The organism is Streptomyces sp. NPDC002734, from assembly GCF_040295685.1.
Lineage (GTDB): Bacteria > Actinomycetota > Actinomycetes > Streptomycetales > Streptomycetaceae > Streptomyces.
Genome location: NZ_JBEOVU010000017.1, coordinates 84867 through 104599, shown reverse-complemented (window position 1 = coordinate 104599; position 19733 = coordinate 84867). Strand labels below are relative to the sequence as shown.

Below are 19733 nucleotides of genomic sequence, written 5' to 3'. Positions count from 1 at the left end.
CGCCACCGCCGGCCGCCCGCCTCCGCCGGAGCAGTCCCCGCGGCGTAGGACCCTGGGAACGGCGGACCGCGGAGCGGTCAGTCGCCGAGCGCGGCCGAGGGCGCGTCGCCGTTCTGCGCCTGCTGGGAACGTTGGGCGAGCACCGCGGCCAGGTCGCGGATCGTGTTCTTGTCGAGGTCGCCCTTGTGAGCGGCGGACTCCATCGTCCACAACAGGGTCGTGCCGACCCGGATCTGGGTCACCGCGCCGGGCTCGCCGCGGAAGCCGGCGGTACCCAGCCGGGCGTCGCGCTCGTCACCGATCGGGCCGAGCGCGAGCGGCTTGGGCTTCTGCCCCACCCGGTTGCCGTAGTAGCCGTCCCAGAGGACGTCGTACGCGTCCTGGGCTGCCTGTTCACTGTCATAGGCGACGATCAGGAAGGTGACCTCGGAGAGGGGGTCCTCGCGCCGGAAGGTGGAGGCGCCGAAGAAGCGGGAGTTCTCGCAGCCCGCGCGGTCCTTGATGGGGCAGGCCTGCGAACGGTAGAGCTTGTCCATCTTGACGGCCGTGGGCCGGGCGGACTTCTTCCAGCCCCGCATGGCATGGCCGTCCGGCAGCGTCCGGCGGACCTGGTCCTTGGTGAGCGCCGCCGCCTTGCCGGTGGTGCTGTCGCTCTCCGCGCCACCACACCCGGCCAGCAGCGCTACCGCCGCGGTCGCCGCGCACCACCGGTGGATATTCATGACCATGCCATCACCCCTTGAAGGTCATCGTACGGGGAGGGCGTGGCTCTTCGTCGGCGGTCGGCGGGGCGTGCGGGGCGGTCCGCGACGGTTGACGCCCCCTCTTGGTCCAGTCCAATCTGAGTTCCCGTCATCTGCTCTGCGATCGAGGCAGCCTCGTGACCGCGTCTGTGGAGGTACCGCCGTGCCCCGAACCTCTTCCCGAGCGGTGCTCGGCTCCCTCACCGCCGCTGCCGTGCTCGTCGGGACCGGTGTGCTGGGACTGCACGGTGCGGCGGCGGGCGAGCCGGAAAACCTCGTCCGCAACGGGGACTTCGAGTCCGGAGACACCGTGGGGTGGACCTGCCGGGGCAACTCCTCCGTGACGTCCACGGGAGTGCACGCAGGGGCGCACGCACTCGCCTCCACACCGGGCAACGCCGACACCGCCCCGTGCTCGCAGACGGTCGCGGTGCGGCCCGGCACGACGTACGCGGTCGGCGTGTGGGTGAAGGGGGCCTACGGGCAGGTGGCCGTGACGGGCGCCGGGGTACAGGAGTCCATGTGGACCGGGTCCTCGACCTGGAAGCGGCTCGACCTCAGCGTGACGGCGGGCGCGACCACGACGGAGCTCACCGTGACGGTCAGCGGCTGGTACGCGTCCGGCGTACTGGAGGTGGACGACGTCTCGATGACTCCGCTGCGAGAGACACCGGACCCCACGCCGGCACCGTCCACGTCGTCCTCGGCACCATCCCCGTCCCCGTCCGTGTCCTCGCCGGCGCCCACCGTCCCGCCGACGCCCGGCTCCCCCGGCGGGACGACCGTCCGCGTGTCGGACGGCGGGCAGCTCAAGGCGGCGTTGGCGGCTGCCGTTCCGGGGCAGACGATCGAACTGGCGGACGGCTCCTACTCGGGCAACTTCAAGATCGCGGCCCGGGGCACCGCGAGCGCCCCGATCACCCTGACGGGCTCGCGGGCGGCAGTGCTGACCACTCCCACCGGGGGCGGCAACGGCATCCAGCTCACGAGTGCCCCGTACTGGGTGATCAAGGGGATCACCGTCACCGGCGGCCAGAAGGGCATCATGGTCGACTCCTCCGACCATGTCGTCCTCGACTCGGTGGAGGTCCACCACACCACCATGGAGGGCATCCACTTCCGGACGTCGAGCAGCTTCGGGGTGGTGCAGAACTCCTTCATCCACCACACGGGCACGTCCGGCAACGGCATGGGGGAAGGGGTGTACGTCGGGACCGCGAACACCCTCACCGATGCCAGCGACCACGTCCGCATCATCGACAACCGCATCGGCCCCGCCGTCGGCGGCGAGAACGTCGACGTCAAGGAAGGCACCACCGGCGGTCTGATCTCCGGGAACACCTTCGACGGCAGCGGCCTCACCGGCGCCAACTACGACGACTCCTGGGTCGACATCAAGGGCAACGGCTACACGGTGGAGAACAACCGCGGCGTCAACACCACCAACGACGGCTTCCAGACGCACAGTCAGGACCCCGGGTGGGGGTGCGGCACGGTCTTCCGCAACAACACGGCGGATCTGACCGGTGCCACCGGGTCCACCCGCTACGCCATCGACGTCACCCGGTACGACCCGTCCGGCTGCCCCGTCACCGTCACCGCCGACAACCGGGTGGTCGGAGGCCGGGGGCTGGTGAATCCGGGCGTGCCCGTCACCTGACCAGGCCCGCGCCCCCCGTCGCCGCCCCGGTCGCCGCCCCCGCGACCGTCCTGCCGGTCAGCGGCTGGTGAAGATCACGTCGTGCCAGGGCTTGTGCGCGGCGCCGGTGTTCTCGGACATGACGTGCTTGACGTTGGTGTACTCCTCGAGGGAGTAGAGCGACATGTCCTTGCCGTAGCCGGATGCCTTGAATCCGCCGTGCGGCATCTCGCTGACGATGGGGATGTGGTCGTTGATCCACACGCAGCCCGCCTGGAACTCGCGGGAGGCGCGGCCGGCGCGGAAGACGTCGGTGGTCCAGGCGGAGGCGGCCAGGCCGTAGGGCGTGTCGTTGGCGAGCCGGACGGCGTCGTCGTCGGTGTCGAAGGGCAGGCAGACGAGGACGGGCCCGAAGACCTCCTGCTGCACGATGGCGGAGTCCTGCGCCGCGCCGGTGATGAGGGTGGGTTCGTAGTGGGCGCCCCGGTCCAGGCCGTCGCCAGGGGCCCGGCCTCCGCGGACCACCGTCGCTCCCGCCGCGCGGGCGGCGTCGACCATGGAGGCGACCCGGTCGCGTTGTACGGAGGAGATCAGCGATCCCATGTCGGTGGCGGGGTCGTCGACCGGGCCCAGGCGGACCTCGTCCATCAGCGCGGCAACCCGCTGGACGAACCGGTCGTACAGCGGGCGCTGGACGTAGGCGCGGGTGGCCGCCGTGCAGTCCTGGCCTGCGTTGATGAGGCTGCCGGCGACGGCGCCGCGGGCGGCCGCCTCCAGGTCGGCGTCGTCGAAGACGACGAACGGGGCCTTGCCGCCGAGTTCCAGGTGGACGCGTTTGACCGCTCCCGCGGCCCGCGCGGCGATCTGCCGGCCCACCGCCGTGGATCCGGTGAACGACACCATCGCGATGTCCGGGTGGGCGACCAGGGCTTGGCCGGCGACCGGGCCGGTGCCGATGACGACGTTGATCACACCGTCGGGTATGCCGGCCTCCTGCGCCGCCTGGGCGAACATCAGGGAGGTGAGCGGGGTGAGTTCGGAGGGTTTGAGTACGGCGGTGTTGCCGGCCGCGACCGCTGGGAGCAGTTTCCAGGCGGCCATCTGCAGGGGGTAGTTCCACGGTGCGACGGAGCCGATCACGCCGAGTGGTTCGCGGCGGACGGAGGAGGTGTGGTCGCCGGAGTACTCGGCCGAGGCGCGGCCCTCGAGGTGGCGGGCGGCCCCGGCGAAGAAGCGGATGTTGTCGATCGTTCCGGGGACGTCGAATCCCCGGGTCAGCCGGATGGGCTTGCCGCACATCCGGCTCTCGACGGCGGCGAACTCCTCACTCCGCGCCTGTACGCGGTCGGCCCAGCGGGTGAGGGCCTCGGACCGCTCGGCGGGCGTGGTCCGCGACCAGGCGGGGAACGCGGCGCGTGCCGCGGCGACCGCCTCGTCGACGTCCTGCGGGCCGGCCAGGATGCCGGTGGCGAGGACTTCCCCGGTGGAGGGACCGGTCACCGAGAAGTGCTCGCCGGACGTGCCGGGGCGGCGGCGGCCCGCGATGAAGTGGTCTGCGCTGCTGTGCATTGCCGTCAAATCTCCCGTCGGATCGTGCGGGTGCCGTGCCGAGTCGCCTCCGGCCCCCGGAATGCGGGGACACAGGGTGGGGGTGCGTATGCGGGTGCGGTGTCCCCTGCGCCCGGGCGCGGGGGACGGTGGACGCCGGTGCCTGGTGTCGGCGTGGGCCGGAGGTCAGGCTCCGGTCGAGGTGGTGGGGAGGTCGTCGAGGCGGCCGAGGACCTCGTCGATGACGCGCAGGCCCTCGCGCGCCTCGTCGGCGCTGACGGTGCACGGCGGGACCAGGTGGATGCGGTGGGAGTTGGTGAACGGCAGCAGGCCCCGCTCCTTGCAGAGGCGGACGGCCTGCGCCATCACCGGGCTGCTCCCGCCGGTCGGCGCGACGGGTTCGCGGCTGTCCTGGTCGGCGACCAGTTCGAGGGCCCAGAACACGCCCCGTCCGCGGACCTCTCCGACGATGGGGTGGCGTGCGGCCAGCTCCGCCAGGCCGGGGCCGAGGACGTCGTCGCCGATGCGGCGGGCGTGGTCGACGATGCCGTCGCGCTCCATCACGGTGATCGCCGCGACGGCCGCCGCGCAGGCCAGCGGGTGCCCGGAATACGTCAGGCCGCCGGGGTAGGGGCGGTGCGCGAAGTGGTCGGCGATGCGCGATCCGATGGCGACGCCGCCGAGCGGCACGTAGCCGGAGTTGACGCCCTTGGCGAAGGTCAGCAGGTCCGGGACGACGCCCTCGTCCGAGGCGACGAACCAGCTGCCGGCCCGCCCGAAGCCGGTCATCACCTCGTCGAGGATGAGGACGATGCCGTACCGGTCGCACAGCTCCCGCACACCGGCGAGGTAGCCGGGCGGGGGCAGCATGATGCCGGCGGTACCGGGGATCGACTCCAGCAGGACGGCCGCGACGGTCTGCGGCCCCTCGAGCTCGATGACCTGCTCGAGATGGGCCAGCGCCCGCTCGCACTCCTCGCTCTCGGAGGTGGCGTGGAAGTGGCTGCGGTAGAGGTACGGGCCGAAGAAGTGGACGACGCCGGCGTCGCCGTTGTCGTTCGGCCAGCGTCGGGGGTCGCCGGTGAGGTTGATCGCGGTCTGCGTCCCGCCGTGGTAGGAGCGGTAGCGGGTGAGGACCTTGGGGCGGCCGGTGCTCAGCCGGGCCATGCGCACGGCGTGCTCGTTGGCGTCGGCGCCGCCGTTGGTGAAGAAGATCCGGTCCAGGTCGCCGGGGGTGTGCTCGCTGATCAGGCGGGCGGCCTCGGAGCGCCGGTCGTTGGCGTGCTGGGGGGCGACGGTGGCCAGGGTGCGGGCCTGGGCGACGATCGCCTCGACCACGTCGGGGTGCTGGTGTCCGATGTTGGTGTTCACCAGCTGGGAGGAGAAGTCCAGCAGGCGGTTGCCGGCGCCGTCCCAGACGTAGGAGCCCTCGGCGCGGGTGATGACCATGGGGGTGATCTCGGCCTGGGCGGCCCAGGAGTGGAAGACGTGCTTGCGGTCGAGTTCGTAGGTCCGGGCGGCGTCGTCGAGCAGGGTTCGGGAGTCGGCTGGGGTCATGACGGTCGTCCTCTCAGACGTTCTGCGGGAAGCCGAGGTCCACGCCGCCTTCGGCGGGGGCGCGCCACCGGGTGGTGACGACCTTGCCGCGGGTGAAGAAGTGGACGCCTTCGGTGCCGTGCGCGTGGGTGTCGCCGAACAGGGAGTTCTTCCAGCCGCCGAAGCTGTAGTACGCCGTCGGCACCGGGATCGGCACGTTGATGCCGACCATGCCGACCTCCACCTCGTTGTTGAAGCGCCGGGCCGCGCCGCCGTCGTTGGTGAACAGGGCTGTGCCGTTGCCGAAGGGGTTGGCGTTGACCAGGTCCAGTGCCTCGTCGTAGGTGTCCACCCGGAGCACCGACAGGACCGGGCCGAAGATCTCGTCGGTGTAGCAGGACATGTCGGTGGTGACGTGGTCGATGAGGGTGGGCCCGAGCCAGAAGCCGTCCGGTGCGCCGTCCGCGGTGATCTTCCGGCCGTCCACCACGAGGGTCGCGCCCTCGGCCTCGGCACGGTCGACGTAGCCGGCGACCCGGTCACGGTGCGCGGCGGTCACCAGCGGCCCCATGTCGCAGCCCCGGGTGCCGTCGCCGGTGCGCAGCGCGCGGGCCCGCTCGGCGATCCTCGCGACCAGGTCGTCCGCGACGTCGCCGACGGCCACCACGGTGGAGATCGCCATGCAGCGCTCGCCCGCCGAGCCGAAGCCGGCGCCGACCAGGGCGTCGGCGGCGGTGTCCAGGTCGGCGTCGGGCAGCACGACGGCGTGGTTCTTCGCGCCGCCCAGTGCCTGGACGCGCTTGCCGTGGGCGGTGGCCGTCGCGTACACGTACTGGGCGACCGGGGTGGAGCCGACGAAGCTGACGGCCTTGACCGCCTTGTGGGTGAGCACCTCGTCCACGGCCGCCTTGTCGCCCTGGAGGACGTTGAACACCCCGGCGGGCAGACCGGCCTCGGCCCACAGTTCGGCCAGCCACAGCGCGGCCGAGGGGGCCTTCTCACTCGGCTTGAGGACGACGGTGTTGCCGGCCGCGATGGCAAGGGGGAAGAACCACATCGGCACCATGGCGGGGAAGTTGAACGGGGCGATGATCCCGACGACGCCGAGCGGCCGGCGGACCGAGTGCACGTCCACCCCCGTCGACACGTTCTCGCTGAACGCGCCCTTGAGCAGGTGGGGCATGCCGCAGGCGAACTCCACCACCTCCTGGCCTCGATTGACCTCGCCCAGCGCGTCGGAGAGCACCTTGCCGTGCTCGGCGGTGATGATCGCCGCCAGTTCCTCCTTGCGCGCGTCGAGCAGCTCCCGGAAGCGGAAGACGATCGCGGTGCGCTTGGCCAGGGAGGTGTCCCGCCAGGCCGGGAAGGCCGCCGCGGCGGCCTCGATGACGGCCCTGGCGTCCGCCTCGTGGGCGAGCGCCACCTCGCGGGTCACCGCGCCGGTCGCCGGATTGGTCACCGGCGCGGCGCGCTCGCTGCTTCCGGCGAAGGGCTGGTTGTCGACCCAGTGTCCGATCCGCTGCGGGTTCGTCGTCGTGTGCACGGTTGCCTCACCTTGTTCCGTCGCGCTGTGCTGGTGCGTCAGGGCAGTGGCGCCGGCCGCGCGGAGTCGGCGGCCGGTTCGCGAGAAGCCTGTCAGCGCGGCGGCCGACAGTCTGTACAGAAGGACGGCCGGATCTTTACGGTGTGTCGATGCAGCAGCCGACCGTCCGGGAAGTCCTCCAGTTGTCCGCCCTGGCCGCGGGAAGACCGGCCGTGGTCGGGGGCCACGCCCGGCTCGACCGTCCGGTGCGCTGGGTCCATGTCAGCGACCTCGTGGACCTGACGGACCTCCTGGCCGGCGGCGAGCTCGTCCTGACCACCGGCGCGCCCCTGACCGGCGACGCCTACGCCACCGAGGCCTATCTGCGCATGCTCGCCGGGCAGAAGGTGGCCGGTCTGGTCGTCGAACTGGGCACGTTCCTGCACGCCGTCCCCGACTGTCTGCCCGCGCTGGCCGACTCCCTGGGGATCCCGGTGGTGACGCTGGCCGCCAGGACCCGCTTCATCGAGGTGACCCAGCAGGTGCACCGGCTGATCGTGGCCGACCAGTACGAGGAGGTCGAGTTCGCCCGCACCACCCACGAGGCGTTCACCTCGCTCAACCTCGCCCGCGCCTCGACCACCGACATCGTCACCAAGGCCGCGCAGACCCTGGGCGCCTGTCTGGTCCTGGAGGACCTCAGCCGGCACGTCCTGGCCTACTGCGCCCTCGACACCTCGACCGCCGGGCTCCTGCACCAGTGGGCCGAGCGCTCACGCCTCCACACCCCGGCCGACGGTCTCGAGCCCGGCCGGCCCTGGACGGCGGTACCCGTCGGCGTCGGTTCCGAGCAGTGGGGGCGACTGGTCCTGCCCGGCCACGGGCCGCACCACCCCCGCGCCCGCATGGTCCTGGAACGGGCCGCCCAGTCCCTCCAGTTGCACCGCATGATCCAGCAGGAGCGCGAGGCCCTCGTCGTCCAGGCCCTCGGCGGCCTGCTCGACGACCTCGTCAACGGCAGGATCGGCGAGGAGGGCGAAGCCCTGGCCAGGGCCACCTCGCTGGGACTGCGCGCCAACAGCGGCTACGCGCCGCTGTGCGTCCGTGTCCCCCGGCCCGTCGGGGCCCATGTGCTGGCCCAGGGCGAGGTGGACCGGCGCCTGCTGTCCTCCCTGCGGCAGGCCGTCACCGCGGCCGGAGCGAGCGCGATCTTCGCCGTCCGCCGGGCGGGCACCGTCTCGGCGGTCGTCTCCTGCCCGCCGGCCGGGGCGGACCGTGTGCTGCGCGCCGTCTGCACCGGCCTGCGCGAACGCCTCGCCGGCAAGGACGGCACCGATGCCTGGGTCGCGGGCACCGCAGCCGCCTCCCCGCGTCTCACCGAAGCCGCCCGCGGTCTCGACGAAGCCGAGCACGTCGCCGACGTCGGCCTGTCCATGCCCGAACCGAACCGTCTCTACCGGTCGACGGACGTACGTCTGCGCGGGCTCGTGACCCTCCTGCGGGAGGACCACCGGGTCCAGCGGTTCGCGCAGACCGAACTGGGCGGTCTTCTCGACCACGACGTCCGCACCGGCGACGACCTCGTGGGACTGCTGCGCGTCCACCTCGACGGCGGAGGCAGCAAGACCCGGACCGCGCGGCTGACCGGGCTCAGCAGGCCCACCCTCTACAGCCGGCTCCGCACCGTGGAGCGCATCCTGGGCGTCTCCCTGGAGACCGCCGCGTCACGCACCTCGCTCCACACCGCCCTCATGATCATCGACACCCGCTGAGAGACAGGCGGCACGGTCGCCCGTCCGGTTCAGCCGTCGAGGGTGGCGAGCCAGTCGGTCAGCAGACGGTTGACCTCGTCGGGGCGTTCCTGCTGCACCCAGTGGCCGCAGCCGTCCAGGAGGTGGGAGGCGGACAGGGCGGGGAGCGTGGTGGGGTAGGCGTCGATGGCATCGGCCATCCAGGTGGTGGACGCGTCCAGCGTGCCGCCGATGAACAGGGCGGGCCGGGTGATCGGAGCGCCGTGATGGGGGGCCATGTCCTCCCAGTCGCGGTCCATCGCGCGGTAGCGGTTGAGGGCGCCGGTCAGGCCGGTGCGCTCGAACTCCCCCGCGTAGACGTCGAGATCGTCCTCGGTCAGCCAGCCGGGGAGCGGACCGGCGGGGAAGCGGTCGCGCAGCCGGCCGCCCGGGGCGACGAAGTGCGGGTCGGGCTCGTCGGCGGCGGGCATGGTGTCGGCGGACAGCGCGGCGTAGAAGCCGGCGAGCCAGCCCCGGACGTCGGGCTCGATCTCCGCCTCGGCGCGGCCGGGTTCCTGGAAGTAGGAGACGTAGAACTCCTGCTCGGGGCCGCCGATCCGGCCGAGGACGGCGCTGGGCCGAGGGCCGCCGGGCGGTGCGTAGGGGACGCTGAGGAGGCCGACGGCGCGGAAGATCTCCGGGTGGAGCAGGGCGGAGGTGGCAGCGATGTTGGAGCCCCAGTCGTGGCCGACGACCACGGCGCTGTCCTCGCCGAGGGCGCGCACGACGGCGACGTTGTCCTCCACCACCTCGAGCATGCGGTAGGCGTCGGTCCGGGCGGGCTTGGAGGAACGGCCGTAGCCGCGTACGTCGATCGCCACCGCCCGGTATCCGGCCGCGGCGAGGGCCGGGAGCTGGTGGCGCCAGGAGTACCAGGACTCGGGGAATCCGTGCACGAGCAGGACCAGGGGGCCGGTGCCCTGCTCCACCAGATGCAGGCGTCCGGCCGGGGCCTCGACGGTGCGGTGGCGGAGCACGGTGTTCGGCTCGGATCGCATGGGTGCTTCTCCTCGGTTCGCGGGCGGACGCGGTTGCCTTTCGATCATGCGGCGCGACCCCCGCCCGACGCGATCGGACGTGCCGTCCTGGCAAACTCGCAGGCGGACCATGGGGCGACGCGGACGGAAGGAGTGGGCGCGGTGGCGGTCGATGAGGTGGACGGCACGGTGGCGGCGATGGGGCCCCGGCTGCGCGCGGCGCGCGAGAAGCACGGCGCCACGCTCGCCGGGGTCGGCTGCGCGACCGGCATCTCACCGAGCACGTTGTCGCGGATGGAGACCGGCCGGCGCAGGCCCACCCTGGAGGTGCTGCTGCGGCTGTCAAGGGAGTACGGCGTCACCCTGGACGAGCTGGCCGGTACGGCACGCGTCCCGGCGGGTGAGCCGCGCACCCCGGCTCCGCCGCGCCTCGCGGACAGCAAGGTGGTGCTGCCGCTCACCCGGTACGTCGGCGGTCTGCACGCCCACAAGCACGTCCTGCCCGCCGTCGAGGGCCCGCCCGCACGGCCGCGTCAGGTCTCCCACGAGGGCCACGAGTGGCTGTGCGTCCTGTACGGGCGGCTGTGGCTCGCGCTGGGCGCCCAGGACCTGGTCCTGGCTGCCGGGGACGCCACCGAGTTCGACACCCGCGTACCCCACGGAGTGGCGAACGCCGGCTCCGACGGACCGGTCGAGTACCTGGTCCTGTTCGGGCCGCAGGGAGAACGTCTGCGGCAGCGCACCCCTCCGGTCGCCGGCCGCTGACCCCTGCCGTCCCTGCGGCACGGCTGAACACGCGAGCCCGGGCGAGGCTTTGTCCTGTCGCGGGAAGAAGTCGCGCGGATTCGTGCGCGACTTCTGTTCACCTCACGCTGCCGCTGCTACGTTCTCCGCGAAAGCAACCCGCAATGAGGGCAGTTGGGCCGGGAGGGGATCGTGAGACGTATGACCGCGCGGCCCGCCAATGCCCATCAGGCCCGTCTGCTGCGGCTGTTGCGGGACGAAGGTCCCCACTCCCGTGCGCAGTTGGGTGACCGCATCGACCTGTCGCGGTCGCGACTGGCCGTCGAAGTGGACCGGTTGCTGGAGACGGGGCTGGTCGTCGCCGACGGCCTGGCCGCCTCCCGGGGCGGACGCCGCTCGCACAACGTCCGGCTGGCGCCCGGCCTGCGTTTCCTCGGTGTGGACATCGGCGCGACCTCGGTCGACGTCGCCGTCACCAACGCCGAGCTGGAGGTGCTGGGACATCTCACCCAGCCGATGGACGTGCGAGAAGGTCCCGTGCCGGTCTTCGAGCAGGTCCTGGAGATGGCCGCCAAGCTGAAGGGATCGGGGCCGGCGGAGGGATTCGACGGCGCCGGCATCGGCGTTCCGGGGCCGGTGCGGTTTCCCGAGGGCGTTCCGGTCGCGCCGCCGATCATGCCCGGCTGGGACGGTTTCCCGGTGCGGGAGGCGCTCAGCCAGGAACTGGGCTGCCCGGTCATGGTCGACAACGACGTGAACCTGATGGCGCTGGGCCAGATGCACGCCGGTGTGGCCCGCTCCGTGGACGACTACCTGTGCGTCAAGATCGGCACCGGTATCGGCTGCGGGATCGTGGTGGGCGGCAAGGTCCACCGGGGCGTCACCGGCAGTGCCGGCGACATCGGCCACATCCAGGCGGTCCCGGACGGCCGTCGCTGCGCCTGCGGCAACCGCGGCTGCCTGGAGGCACACTTCGGCGGGGCCGCGCTCGCCAAGGACGCGGTGGAGGCCGCCCAGCAGGGGCGTTCACCGCAACTGGCCGCACGGCTGGCCGAGAACGGCCGGCTCACCGCGGCCGACGTGGGCGCCGCAGCCGCGGCGGGCGACGCCGCCTGTCTCGACCTGATCCGCGAGGGCGGGACGCGCGCGGGCCAGGTCATCGCGGGCCTCGTCAGCTTCTTCAACCCCGGCCTGGTGGTGATCGGCGGAGGGGTCACCGGCCTCGGCCACAACCTCCTCGCCGCCATCCGTACCCAGGTCTACCGCCAGTCCCTCCCCCTGGCGACCGGCAACCTGCCGATCGTCCTGGACGAGCTGGGGGCCGCCGCAGGAGTGGTCGGCGCGGCCCGGCTGATCAGCGACCACGTGTTCTCCCCCGCCTGACAGCACCGGACACAGTCTCCGCCCCACCCCCCGACGACCGGGGCCGTGCCACCGCCCGGCCCCGAGCCGTACCCGCCGTGACCTCGCGCGATCCGTGCCGCCCTGCCTACCACCGGGAGATGCGTCATGCCGTCCGAAGCCTCCGCACCACTGCTCACCATGACCGCGATCACCAAGTCCTTCCCGGGCGTCCGCGCCCTGGACGGAGTGGACCTGGAGGTCCGGGCCGGCGAGGTCCACTGCCTGCTCGGACAGAACGGCGCGGGCAAGTCCACCCTGATCAAGGTGCTGGCAGGTGTCCACCGGCCGGACGGCGGCGCCGTCACCTGGCGCGGGGAGACGGTCTCCCTGCGCTCCCCCAGCGACGCCGTCCGCCTCGGGATCGCCACTATCTACCAGGAACTCGACCTGGTCGGACACCTGTCGGTCGCCGAGAACATCTACCTGGGCCACGAGCCCACCAGGGCCGGGTTCGTGGTCCGGCCCCGTGTCGCCCGCGAGGCCTCCGCGCGGTTGCTGTGCCGGCTCGGGCACCCGGAGATCGACCCGGCCCGCCCGGTCGGCGCGCTGTCCGCCGCGCAGCAGCAGATCGTCTCGATGGCCCGCGCGCTCTCCCACGACGTCCGGCTGATCGTGATGGACGAGCCGTCCGCCGCCCTCGATCCCGGCGAGGTCGACAACCTCTTCCGGATCGTCGCCTCCCTCACCGACGAGGGCGTGGCGGTCGTGTACATCTCCCACCGGCTGGAGGAGATCCGCCGCATCGGCGACCGGGTCACCGTCCTGAAGGACGGCCGGGCGGTGGCCGGAGCACTGCCCGCGCGGACCACCCCCACCCGGGAGATCGTCTCCCTGATGACGGGCCGCAGCGTCGAGCACGCCTTTCCGCCCCGGCCCGCCCGTCCGCCCGAGGCGGTGCCCGTGCTCACCGTCCGGGGTCTGGCCCTGGAGGGGAAGTTCCGTCCGCTCGACCTCGACCTGCGGCCCAGCGAGATCGTCGGGCTGGCCGGGCTGGTCGGCTCCGGCCGGTCCGAGATCCTGGAGACCCTCTACGGCGCGCGCCGGCCCACCGCCGGACGGGTCCTGGTGGACGGACGGCCGTTGCGGCCCGGCAGCGTGCCCGCCGCGGTCCGCGCCGGCCTCGGTCTGGCCCCCGAGGAGCGCAAGGCACAGGCGCTGCTGATGCTGGACAGCGTCACCCGCAACGTCTCCGTCTCCACACTCGGCAGGTTCGCCAGGGGCGGCTGGCTGGACCGCCGCGACGAGCGCGCCGCCGCCCGCGCGGCGACCCGGGAGCTGTCGCTGCGCCCCGACAACCCGGACGCCGCCGTGCGCACCCTGTCCGGAGGCAACCAGCAGAAGGCCGTGCTGGCCCGCTGGCTGCTGCGCGGCTGCCGCGTCCTGCTGCTGGACGAGCCCACCCGGGGCGTGGACATCGGCGCCCGGGCGGAGCTGTACGCGGTGATCCGCCGCCTGGCGGACGAAGGGCTCGCGGTACTGATGGTCTCCAGTGAACTGCCCGAGGTGCTCGGTCTCGCCGACCGCGTCCTGGTGCTCCGGGAGGGCCGGGTGGTGCACACCGCGCCGGCCGGCGAACTCGACGAGCACCGGGTCCTCGATCTCGTGCTGCACGCCACCGACACGGCTGCCGAAGGGAGCCAGACATGACGCACCCCGTGTCTCCATCAGCGGGCGGGGCCCCGCCCGCCCCCGGTGCGGAGAAGCAGGCGCCGCCCGCCGAGGGCCGCCGCACCGCGCCGCCGCCCGTGTTCGCGCGGCTGGACGTGCGGACCCTGTCCCTGTTGGGGGTGCTCGCCGCGCTGGTCGTGGCCGGTTGCGTCACCCGGCCCGAGGCGTTCTGGGACGTCGACAACCTGCGGCTGGTGCTCACCCAGGCCTCGGTGGTCGGCGTGGTCACCGTCGGCATGACCTTCGTGATCACCGCCGGGGGGATCGACCTGTCGGTCGGCGCGATCGTGGCCCTGTCGTCGGTGTGGGCGACGACGGTGGCCACCCAGGAGTTCGGCTTCGCCGGCATCCTGTTCACCTCGGTGGTGGTGGGGCTGGGCTGCGGTCTGGTGAACGGGGCGCTGATCGCGTACGGCGCGATGGTCCCGTTCATCGCCACCCTCGCCATGCTGGCCTCGGCGCGCGGGCTGGCCCTGCTGATCACCGAGGGGCGCACCCAGCGGGTGACCGTGGAGGGGGTGCTCGACCTGGGCGGGCGTGACGCCTACGTGCTCGGCGTCCCGCCCCTGGTGCTGGTCTTCGCGGGGGTCACGGTCGCCGGATGGCTGCTGCTCAACCGCACCACCTTCGGCCGCCGCACGGTGGCCGTCGGCGGCAACGCGGAGGCCGCCCGGCTGGCCGGCATCGACGTCCGCCGCCAGCGCCTGTACCTCTACCTGCTGTCCGGCCTGTGCTGCGGCATCGCCGCGTTCATGCTGGTCGTGCTCTCCGGCTCGGGCCAGAACACCAACGGGAACCTCTACGAACTCGACGCCATCGCCGCCGCGATCATCGGCGGCACCCTGCTCAGCGGCGGCCGCGGCACCATCGTCGGCTCCGTCCTCGGCGTGCTGATCTTCACCACCATCACCAACATCTTCGCGCTGAACAACCTGCAGAGCGACGTCCAGCAGATCGCCAAGGGCGCGATCATCGTCGCCGCCGTCCTGGTGCAGTCCCGCACCGTCAAGAACGACCTGACCTGATCCGTCCGAGCCGACAGAAGGGTCCACCACCATGCCCGACCTCACGAGCCGCAGGGGACTGCTCTTCGGGACCGCCGCCGTTTCGGCCGGCGCCCTCCTCGCGGGCTGTACCAGCAACGAGAAGGACAAGGAAAACACCAACTCCTCCCAGCAGGCCGCCGACGACAAGCCCGGCAAGGCCGTCACCATCGGCTTCGCCGGCCCGCAGGCCGACCACGGATGGCTCAACGCCATCAACGAACAGGCCCGCGCCCGCGCCGAGAAGTACTCCGACGTCACCCTGGACATCACCGAGGGGTCCAACGACACCGCCACCCAGATCGGCCAGATCGAGACGCTGATCAACAAGAAGGTCGACGTCCTGGTGATCCTGCCGGCCGACGGCGCGGCGCTCACCCAGACCGGTCTGAAGGCCATGCGAGCGGGCATCCCGGTGGTCAACCTGGACCGCGTCTTCAGCTCGCCGCAGGCCTTCCGCTGCTGGGTGGGCGGCGACAACTACGGCATGGGCCTCAACGCCGGCCACTACATCGGCGAGAAGCTCAAGGACACGGCGAACGCCAAGGTGGTCGAGCTCGCCGGCCTGGACAACCTGGAGCTCACCCGGCAGCGCACCAAGGGCTTCGACGACGCGCTGAAGAACTACCCCAACATCAAGAAGGCCGCCCGGCAGGCCGCCGAGTTCACGGTCGAGAGCGGACAAGCGAAGATGGCCCAACTGCTCCAGGCGCAGCCGAAGTTCGACGCCCTGTGGAACCACGACGACGACCAGGGCGTGGGCGCCCTGCGGGCCGTCGACCAGGCGGGTCGTAGCGGCTTCCTGATGGTCTGCGGGGCCGGAGCGCTGTCGGCGTTCGAGGCGATCAAGGCGGACGACGGGGTGCTGAAGGCCACCGTCCTCTATCCGCCGACCATGGCGGCCTCCGCGATCGACCTGGCCCGCGCCCTCGGGCAGGGCAAAGGGGTCGCCGGCCTCGCCGAGTTCGAGATCCCCTCGCAGGTCACCGCGTACTCGGCCGTCGTCGACAAGTCCAACGTCGACCGGTACATGTCCGTCGGCTTCGACTGATCCCGGAGCCGAGCGCGGGCCCGGCCGTGGGGCCGGGCGAACGGTGCGCTGCTCGGGCGGGTCCCGTCCGAGCAGCGCGTGTCGACGAGGAGGAGAACCCGCATGCCGCAGTCCGCTCCGTCAGCACGACCCGCCCTCGGGATCGGCATGGTCGGCCACGCCTTCATGGGCGCCGCCCATTCCCAGGCGTGGCGCACCGTGGGCCGGGTCTTCGACCTGCCCCTGGAACCCCGGCTCGCCGCGATCGGCGGCCGTGACCCCCGGGCGGTCCGCGCCGCGGCCCGGCGGCACGGCTGGGCGGCCGCCGAAACCGACTGGCGTGCCCTGATCGCCCGCGACGACGTCGACCTCGTCGACATCTGCACCCCCGGCGACAGCCACGCCGAGATCGCGATCGCCGCCCTGGAGGCCGGCAAACACGTCCTGTGCGAGAAGCCGCTGGCGAACAGCGTCGCCGAGGCGGAGGCCATGACGGCGGCGGCCCGGGCGGCCGAGGAACGCGGGCAGATCGCCATGGTCGGGTTCAACTACCGCCGCGTCCCCGCGGCCGCCCTGGCGCGGGAGATGATCGCCGCCGGGCGTCTGGGCAGGCTGCGTCACGTGCGGGTCGTCTACCTGCAGGACTGGCTGGTGGACCCCGACTTCCCGCTGACCTGGCGGCTGCGCAAGGAGACCGCCGGTTCCGGCGCGCTCGGGGACCTCGGCTCCCACATCGTCGACCTCGCCCAGTACCTGACCGGCGACACCCTCGACGGGGTGTCCGCCCTCACCGAGACCTTCGTCCGCGAACGGCCGCTCCCCGCCGCCGCCTCGATCGGCCTGGCCGTCACGGACGCGTCGTCCGGCAGCGGCGCCGTCACCGTGGACGACGCGGCGGTCTTCACCGGCCGCTTCGCCGGCGGCGCCCTCGCCACCTTCGAGGCGACGCGTTTCGCGACCGGCCGGAAGAACGCCCTGCGCATCGAACTCAACGGCTCCGACGGCTCGTTGGCCTTCGACCTGGAGCGGCTGAACGAGCTGGAGTACCACGACCACCGCGAGGCCGCCCCGCACGCCGGGTTCCGCCGGATCCTGGTCACCGAGCCCGAGCACCCGTACCTCGGCGCCTGGTGGCCGCCTGGACACGGCCTGGGCTACGAGCACAGCTTCGTGCACCAGGCCCGCGATCTGGTGCACGCCGTGCACACCGGACGACCGGCCTCCCCCACCTTCGCCGAGGGCCTGCGGGTCCAACGCGTCCTGGCGGCGGTGGAGGCGAGCGCCGCCGAGGGCTCCGCCTACACCCCGGTGGGGTGAGCCACTCCCCCGGCCTCCGCCACCTCTCCCCTGGGACCCCGGCGCCGCCCGCGGTGCCGGCCCTTCACCCGAACCGACCGAGGAGACGTTCCGTGCCCCGCGACTTCACGCTCTTCACCGGCCAGTGGGCCGACCTGCCGCTCGAGGAGGTCTGCCGGCTGGCCCGCGACTTCGGCTACGACGGACTCGAACTCGCCTGCTGGGGCGACCACTTCGAGGTCGACAAGGCCCTCGCCGATCCGTCCTACCTGGACGGCCGGCGCCGGCTCCTCGAGAAGTACGGTCTGAGGTGCTGGGCGGTCTCCAACCACTTGGTGGGGCAGGCGGTCTGCGACGCGATCATCGACGAGCGCCACCGGGCGATCCTCCCCGCCCGGATCTGGGGCGACGGCGAACCCGAGGGCGTTCGCCGGCGGGCCGCCGCGGAGATCGCCGACACCGCCCGGGCCGCGGCCGCCTTCGGCGTGGACACCGTCATCGGGTTCACCGGCTCGGCGATCTGGCACCTCGTGGCCATGTTCCCGCCCGCCCCCGAGTCGATGATCGAGCGCGGCTACCAGGACTTCGCCGACCGTTGGAACCCTGTCCTGGACGTGTTCGACGCCGAGGGCGTGCGCTTCGCCCACGAGGTCCATCCCGGCGAGATCGCCTACGACTACTGGACCACGCGGAAGGCCCTGGAGGCGGTGGACCACCGGCCCGCCTTCGGACTCAACTTCGACCCGTCGCACTTCGTGTGGCAGGACCTCGACCCGGTCGGCTTCCTGTGGGACTTCCGCGACCGGATCTACCACGTGGACTGCAAGGAGGCCCGCAAGCGGCTCGACGGCCGCAACGGCCGGCTCGGCTCGCACCTGCCCTGGGGGGATCCGCGGCGCGGCTGGGACTTCGTGTCGGCCGGGCACGGCGACGTTCCCTGGGAGGACGTCTTCCGGATGCTGCGCTCCATCGACTACACCGGTCCGATCTCGGTCGAATGGGAGGACGCCGGGATGGACCGCCTCCAGGGTGCCCCTGAGGCGTTGCGGCGCCTCAAGGCCTTCGACTTCGACCCGCCGGCCGCCTCCTTCGACGCGGCCTTCGGCGGCAACTAGGGACTGTCTCCCCAATCGCCCATGAGATCGTCGTGCTTGTGATCGATTCCTGGGTGATCAATGACGACAGCTCTACGCCTGTCCTTTGGACGCTAGTGACGCAGTGACAGTTTTCGAACCAGAGGAAGAGGTGGCCGAGACACTGGCAGGTGCTGGCTGGTTCCCCGGCCGGGCCGTCGACGTGACGCCTTGGGTGCAAGGGCTGGGATAGGCAGGGCTGGTGACTCATCCGGCCGGCCGGGCCTTCTTGTCCCAGTTCGCCGGTCTGAGCGTTCCCGACCGCGGCCCGGGTGTCACCGTGTTTCGCGCCGCCTTTTCATTCCCGTCGGACGGGTCGCGCGGAGTGACTGCAGTGCCGCTTGCAGAGCGCTTTGTCCCGGCAGCGTTGTTTGGAAACTCTGAGGTGACTTGGTCCGGGTAATCACCCGTGTGAGGATCGTGCCGTGCGCGCTTCGTCTTGCGCAGTGGCGGGTGTGACGGTGCAAGATCGAAAGGCCTGGAATGTTCGCAGGGAGCACAGCGCGACTGGTGATCAGAAACGATGGCGAGAAGCTGCTAGAGCTGACTGTGGAGCCCTGGGCGGACATCCACCGGATCCGGCCGAAGGAGACCTGCATCGTGGTCACCCACTCGCCTGCAGGTGAAGGGAGTTGGGGTGGGACCTCGTATGGCGACGAGCCGTTCGAGGTCGAGCACCGACCCGATTCGGTCACGGTGTGGGCCAACGGCTACTGCTTCCACCTCAGCGACAGGGAGGGCAGCCCGATCTACGCGAATGCCTACGGGGGCGGTTGCCCTGCCCGGAACCCAGCCACCTGAAGGTGTCTTTATCCTGGCGGTCTGATCTTCGCCAGTCGACGGCGAGCTCGTGGTGCTGTCACATGTCAGGCATTGCGCCAGTTCGGAGTCGACTCTCGTGTGAGCCTGCGGCTGATCAGGTCGATCATCCTGAGAAGGATCGGACGGGACGGAGCATCGCTGCCGTCACGGCCGCGCGGTGGCCTTCCAGGCGGCAGTGACACACCCTTCTTCCCAGTGCCACCACTCCTTCGACTCGCCGTGCTCCAACAGGGCGCGAATTTGCGGCAGGTCTGCCTGCGGTGGGACATCCAAGGCCACCATCCCGAACCGCTCGACACCTTCGCCCGTCGTGCCGAGGCGGTGGAAGCCCTCCAGCACGCTCTGTCGGGCAGCGGCGGATCCGCCGTCCTTCAGCACGATGAGCCGGATGGTGCAGTTCTGCGAGGGCTCCACTGTTTCTCCGGCCCACAGGAGACCATCATCATCCGGTTGAACCCCGATGACGTCACCACTGGCGACTCCGCGGACGAACCAAGGAGTGTTGTCCAGCCGCACCGTGCCATCGCCCAGGTCGACAGCCCACAGGCTCTCGACACTCGCCGGCGGCCATCCGGCCTCGTCCATCTCCATACGGAAATGGACTTTCACGTGGTCGCCACTGATGTTCGTCACCGGACCATCATCCACTTCGCATCCACCGGCCCCGACTGCGGAGCACGCACACGCGACGTTCCAGGCCCGGCTGGCAGCTGGCTAAGAGCTCCGATGGCCGCCAGACGATCGGCTTCTCAAACACGGCCTGGGCCGGTCCACCCTTGCGGCTTCGCACAGGCCCATGACGTGACGGCCGCTGGGATACCGCTTGGCCATGGCGACC

16 protein-coding genes and 1 pseudogene are annotated in these 19733 nt (G+C 71.8%); 11 read left to right on the top strand and 6 right to left on the bottom strand.

The window, feature by feature from the left end; genetic code table 11:
• Positions 1-77: 77 nt before the first annotated feature.
• The gene (locus ABT026_RS17480) at positions 78-728 is read right to left on the bottom strand and encodes a hypothetical protein (RefSeq protein WP_351115373.1); all 651 of its coding nucleotides are present in this window, start codon (positions 726-728) and stop codon (positions 78-80) included.
• Between ABT026_RS17480 and ABT026_RS17475 the strand changes: the two are divergent.
• Positions 721-1341: pseudogene (locus tag ABT026_RS17475) on the top strand (carbohydrate binding domain-containing protein); the annotation flags it as partial. The gene ABT026_RS17480 and the pseudogene ABT026_RS17475 sit on opposite strands and share 8 nt — an antisense overlap.
• A gap of 51 nt (positions 1342-1392) precedes the next feature.
• Entirely contained in the window at positions 1393-2403 is a 1011-nt protein-coding gene (locus ABT026_RS17470; RefSeq protein ID WP_502968000.1) for a right-handed parallel beta-helix repeat-containing protein, read from the top strand.
• Between the two features lie 57 nt (positions 2404-2460).
• Here ABT026_RS17470 and ABT026_RS17465 read toward each other — a convergent pair whose 3' ends face one another.
• The 3 genes from ABT026_RS17465 to ABT026_RS17455 all read right to left on the bottom strand — a co-directional run bounded on the left by ABT026_RS17465 (position 2461) and on the right by ABT026_RS17455 (position 7009).
• The gene (locus ABT026_RS17465; protein WP_351115372.1) at positions 2461-3951 is read right to left on the bottom strand and encodes a gamma-aminobutyraldehyde dehydrogenase; all 1491 of its coding nucleotides are present in this window, start codon (positions 3949-3951) and stop codon (positions 2461-2463) included.
• Positions 3952-4116: 165 nt separating this feature from the next.
• Positions 4117-5487: an aspartate aminotransferase family protein gene (locus ABT026_RS17460; RefSeq protein WP_351115371.1), complete on the bottom strand. Its 1371-nt coding sequence runs from the start codon at positions 5485-5487 to the stop codon at positions 4117-4119.
• Positions 5488-5500: 13 nt separating this feature from the next.
• Positions 5501-7009 (bottom strand): CoA-acylating methylmalonate-semialdehyde dehydrogenase, encoded by a 1509-nt coding sequence (locus ABT026_RS17455; RefSeq protein WP_351115370.1) that lies wholly within the window; start codon positions 7007-7009, stop codon positions 5501-5503.
• A 149-nt stretch (positions 7010-7158) separates the two neighbouring features.
• Between ABT026_RS17455 and ABT026_RS17450 the strand changes: the two genes are divergently transcribed.
• Complete coding sequence (locus ABT026_RS17450; protein WP_351115368.1) at positions 7159-8760, top strand: PucR family transcriptional regulator; 1602 nt, start codon at positions 7159-7161, stop codon at positions 8758-8760.
• A gap of 29 nt (positions 8761-8789) precedes the next feature.
• Here ABT026_RS17450 and ABT026_RS17445 read toward each other — a convergent pair whose 3' ends face one another.
• Positions 8790-9776, bottom strand: a complete 987-nt coding sequence (locus tag ABT026_RS17445; protein ID WP_351115367.1) for an alpha/beta fold hydrolase — start codon at positions 9774-9776, stop codon at positions 8790-8792.
• A 141-nt stretch (positions 9777-9917) separates the two neighbouring features.
• On the opposite strand from ABT026_RS17445, the gene ABT026_RS17440 reads away from it, so the two are divergent.
• From ABT026_RS17440 to ABT026_RS17405, 8 genes are all read left to right on the top strand, one after another.
• Complete coding sequence (locus ABT026_RS17440) at positions 9918-10520, top strand: helix-turn-helix domain-containing protein (RefSeq protein ID WP_351115365.1); 603 nt, start codon at positions 9918-9920, stop codon at positions 10518-10520.
• A 180-nt stretch (positions 10521-10700) separates the two neighbouring features.
• A complete protein-coding gene (locus ABT026_RS17435) occupies positions 10701-11882 on the top strand; it encodes an ROK family transcriptional regulator (protein ID WP_351115440.1) in 1182 nt (393 codons plus the stop codon).
• Positions 11883-12041: 159 nt separating this feature from the next.
• On the top strand, positions 12042-13550 hold the full coding sequence (locus ABT026_RS17430; RefSeq protein ID WP_351115438.1) for a sugar ABC transporter ATP-binding protein: 1509 nt from the start codon (positions 12042-12044) through the stop codon (positions 13548-13550).
• A complete protein-coding gene (locus tag ABT026_RS17425) occupies positions 13547-14596 on the top strand; it encodes an ABC transporter permease (protein ID WP_351115364.1) in 1050 nt (349 codons plus the stop codon). The genes ABT026_RS17430 and ABT026_RS17425 overlap by 4 nt, the downstream gene beginning before the upstream one ends.
• 31 nt (positions 14597-14627) lie before the next feature.
• Entirely contained in the window at positions 14628-15665 is a 1038-nt protein-coding gene (locus tag ABT026_RS17420; RefSeq protein WP_351115363.1) for a substrate-binding domain-containing protein, read from the top strand.
• A gap of 102 nt (positions 15666-15767) precedes the next feature.
• Positions 15768-16961, top strand: a complete 1194-nt coding sequence (locus tag ABT026_RS17415; protein WP_351115362.1) for a Gfo/Idh/MocA family protein — start codon at positions 15768-15770, stop codon at positions 16959-16961.
• Between the two features lie 92 nt (positions 16962-17053).
• Entirely contained in the window at positions 17054-18055 is a 1002-nt protein-coding gene (locus tag ABT026_RS17410; protein WP_351115361.1) for a sugar phosphate isomerase/epimerase family protein, read from the top strand.
• A gap of 528 nt (positions 18056-18583) precedes the next feature.
• A complete protein-coding gene (locus tag ABT026_RS17405) occupies positions 18584-18874 on the top strand; it encodes a hypothetical protein (RefSeq protein ID WP_351115359.1) in 291 nt (96 codons plus the stop codon).
• Positions 18875-19039: 165 nt separating this feature from the next.
• Here ABT026_RS17405 and ABT026_RS17400 read toward each other — a convergent pair whose 3' ends face one another.
• Entirely contained in the window at positions 19040-19528 is a 489-nt protein-coding gene (locus tag ABT026_RS17400) for a DUF4265 domain-containing protein (RefSeq protein ID WP_351115358.1), read from the bottom strand.
• Between the last annotated feature and the right edge of the window lie 205 nt (positions 19529-19733).

Bases quoted from the DNA above. Each gene is read 5' to 3' on its own strand.
- ABT026_RS17480 (WP_351115373.1), bottom strand. From the start codon at position 728: ATGGTCATGAATATCCACCGGTGGTGCGCGGCGACCGCGGCGGTAGCG.
- ABT026_RS17470 (WP_502968000.1), top strand. From the start codon at position 1,393: ATGACTCCGCTGCGAGAGACACCGGACCCCACGCCGGCACCGTCCACG.
- ABT026_RS17465 (WP_351115372.1), bottom strand. From the start codon at position 3,951: ATGCACAGCAGCGCAGACCACTTCATCGCGGGCCGCCGCCGCCCCGGC.
- ABT026_RS17460 (WP_351115371.1), bottom strand. From the start codon at position 5,487: ATGACCCCAGCCGACTCCCGAACCCTGCTCGACGACGCCGCCCGGACC.
- ABT026_RS17450 (WP_351115368.1), top strand. From the start codon at position 7,159: ATGCAGCAGCCGACCGTCCGGGAAGTCCTCCAGTTGTCCGCCCTGGCC.
- ABT026_RS17445 (WP_351115367.1), bottom strand. From the start codon at position 9,776: ATGCGATCCGAGCCGAACACCGTGCTCCGCCACCGCACCGTCGAGGCC.
- ABT026_RS17435 (WP_351115440.1), top strand. From the start codon at position 10,701: ATGACCGCGCGGCCCGCCAATGCCCATCAGGCCCGTCTGCTGCGGCTG.
- ABT026_RS17430 (WP_351115438.1), top strand. From the start codon at position 12,042: ATGACCGCGATCACCAAGTCCTTCCCGGGCGTCCGCGCCCTGGACGGA.
- ABT026_RS17425 (WP_351115364.1), top strand. From the start codon at position 13,547: ATGACGCACCCCGTGTCTCCATCAGCGGGCGGGGCCCCGCCCGCCCCC.
- ABT026_RS17420 (WP_351115363.1), top strand. From the start codon at position 14,628: ATGCCCGACCTCACGAGCCGCAGGGGACTGCTCTTCGGGACCGCCGCC.
- ABT026_RS17415 (WP_351115362.1), top strand. From the start codon at position 15,768: ATGCCGCAGTCCGCTCCGTCAGCACGACCCGCCCTCGGGATCGGCATG.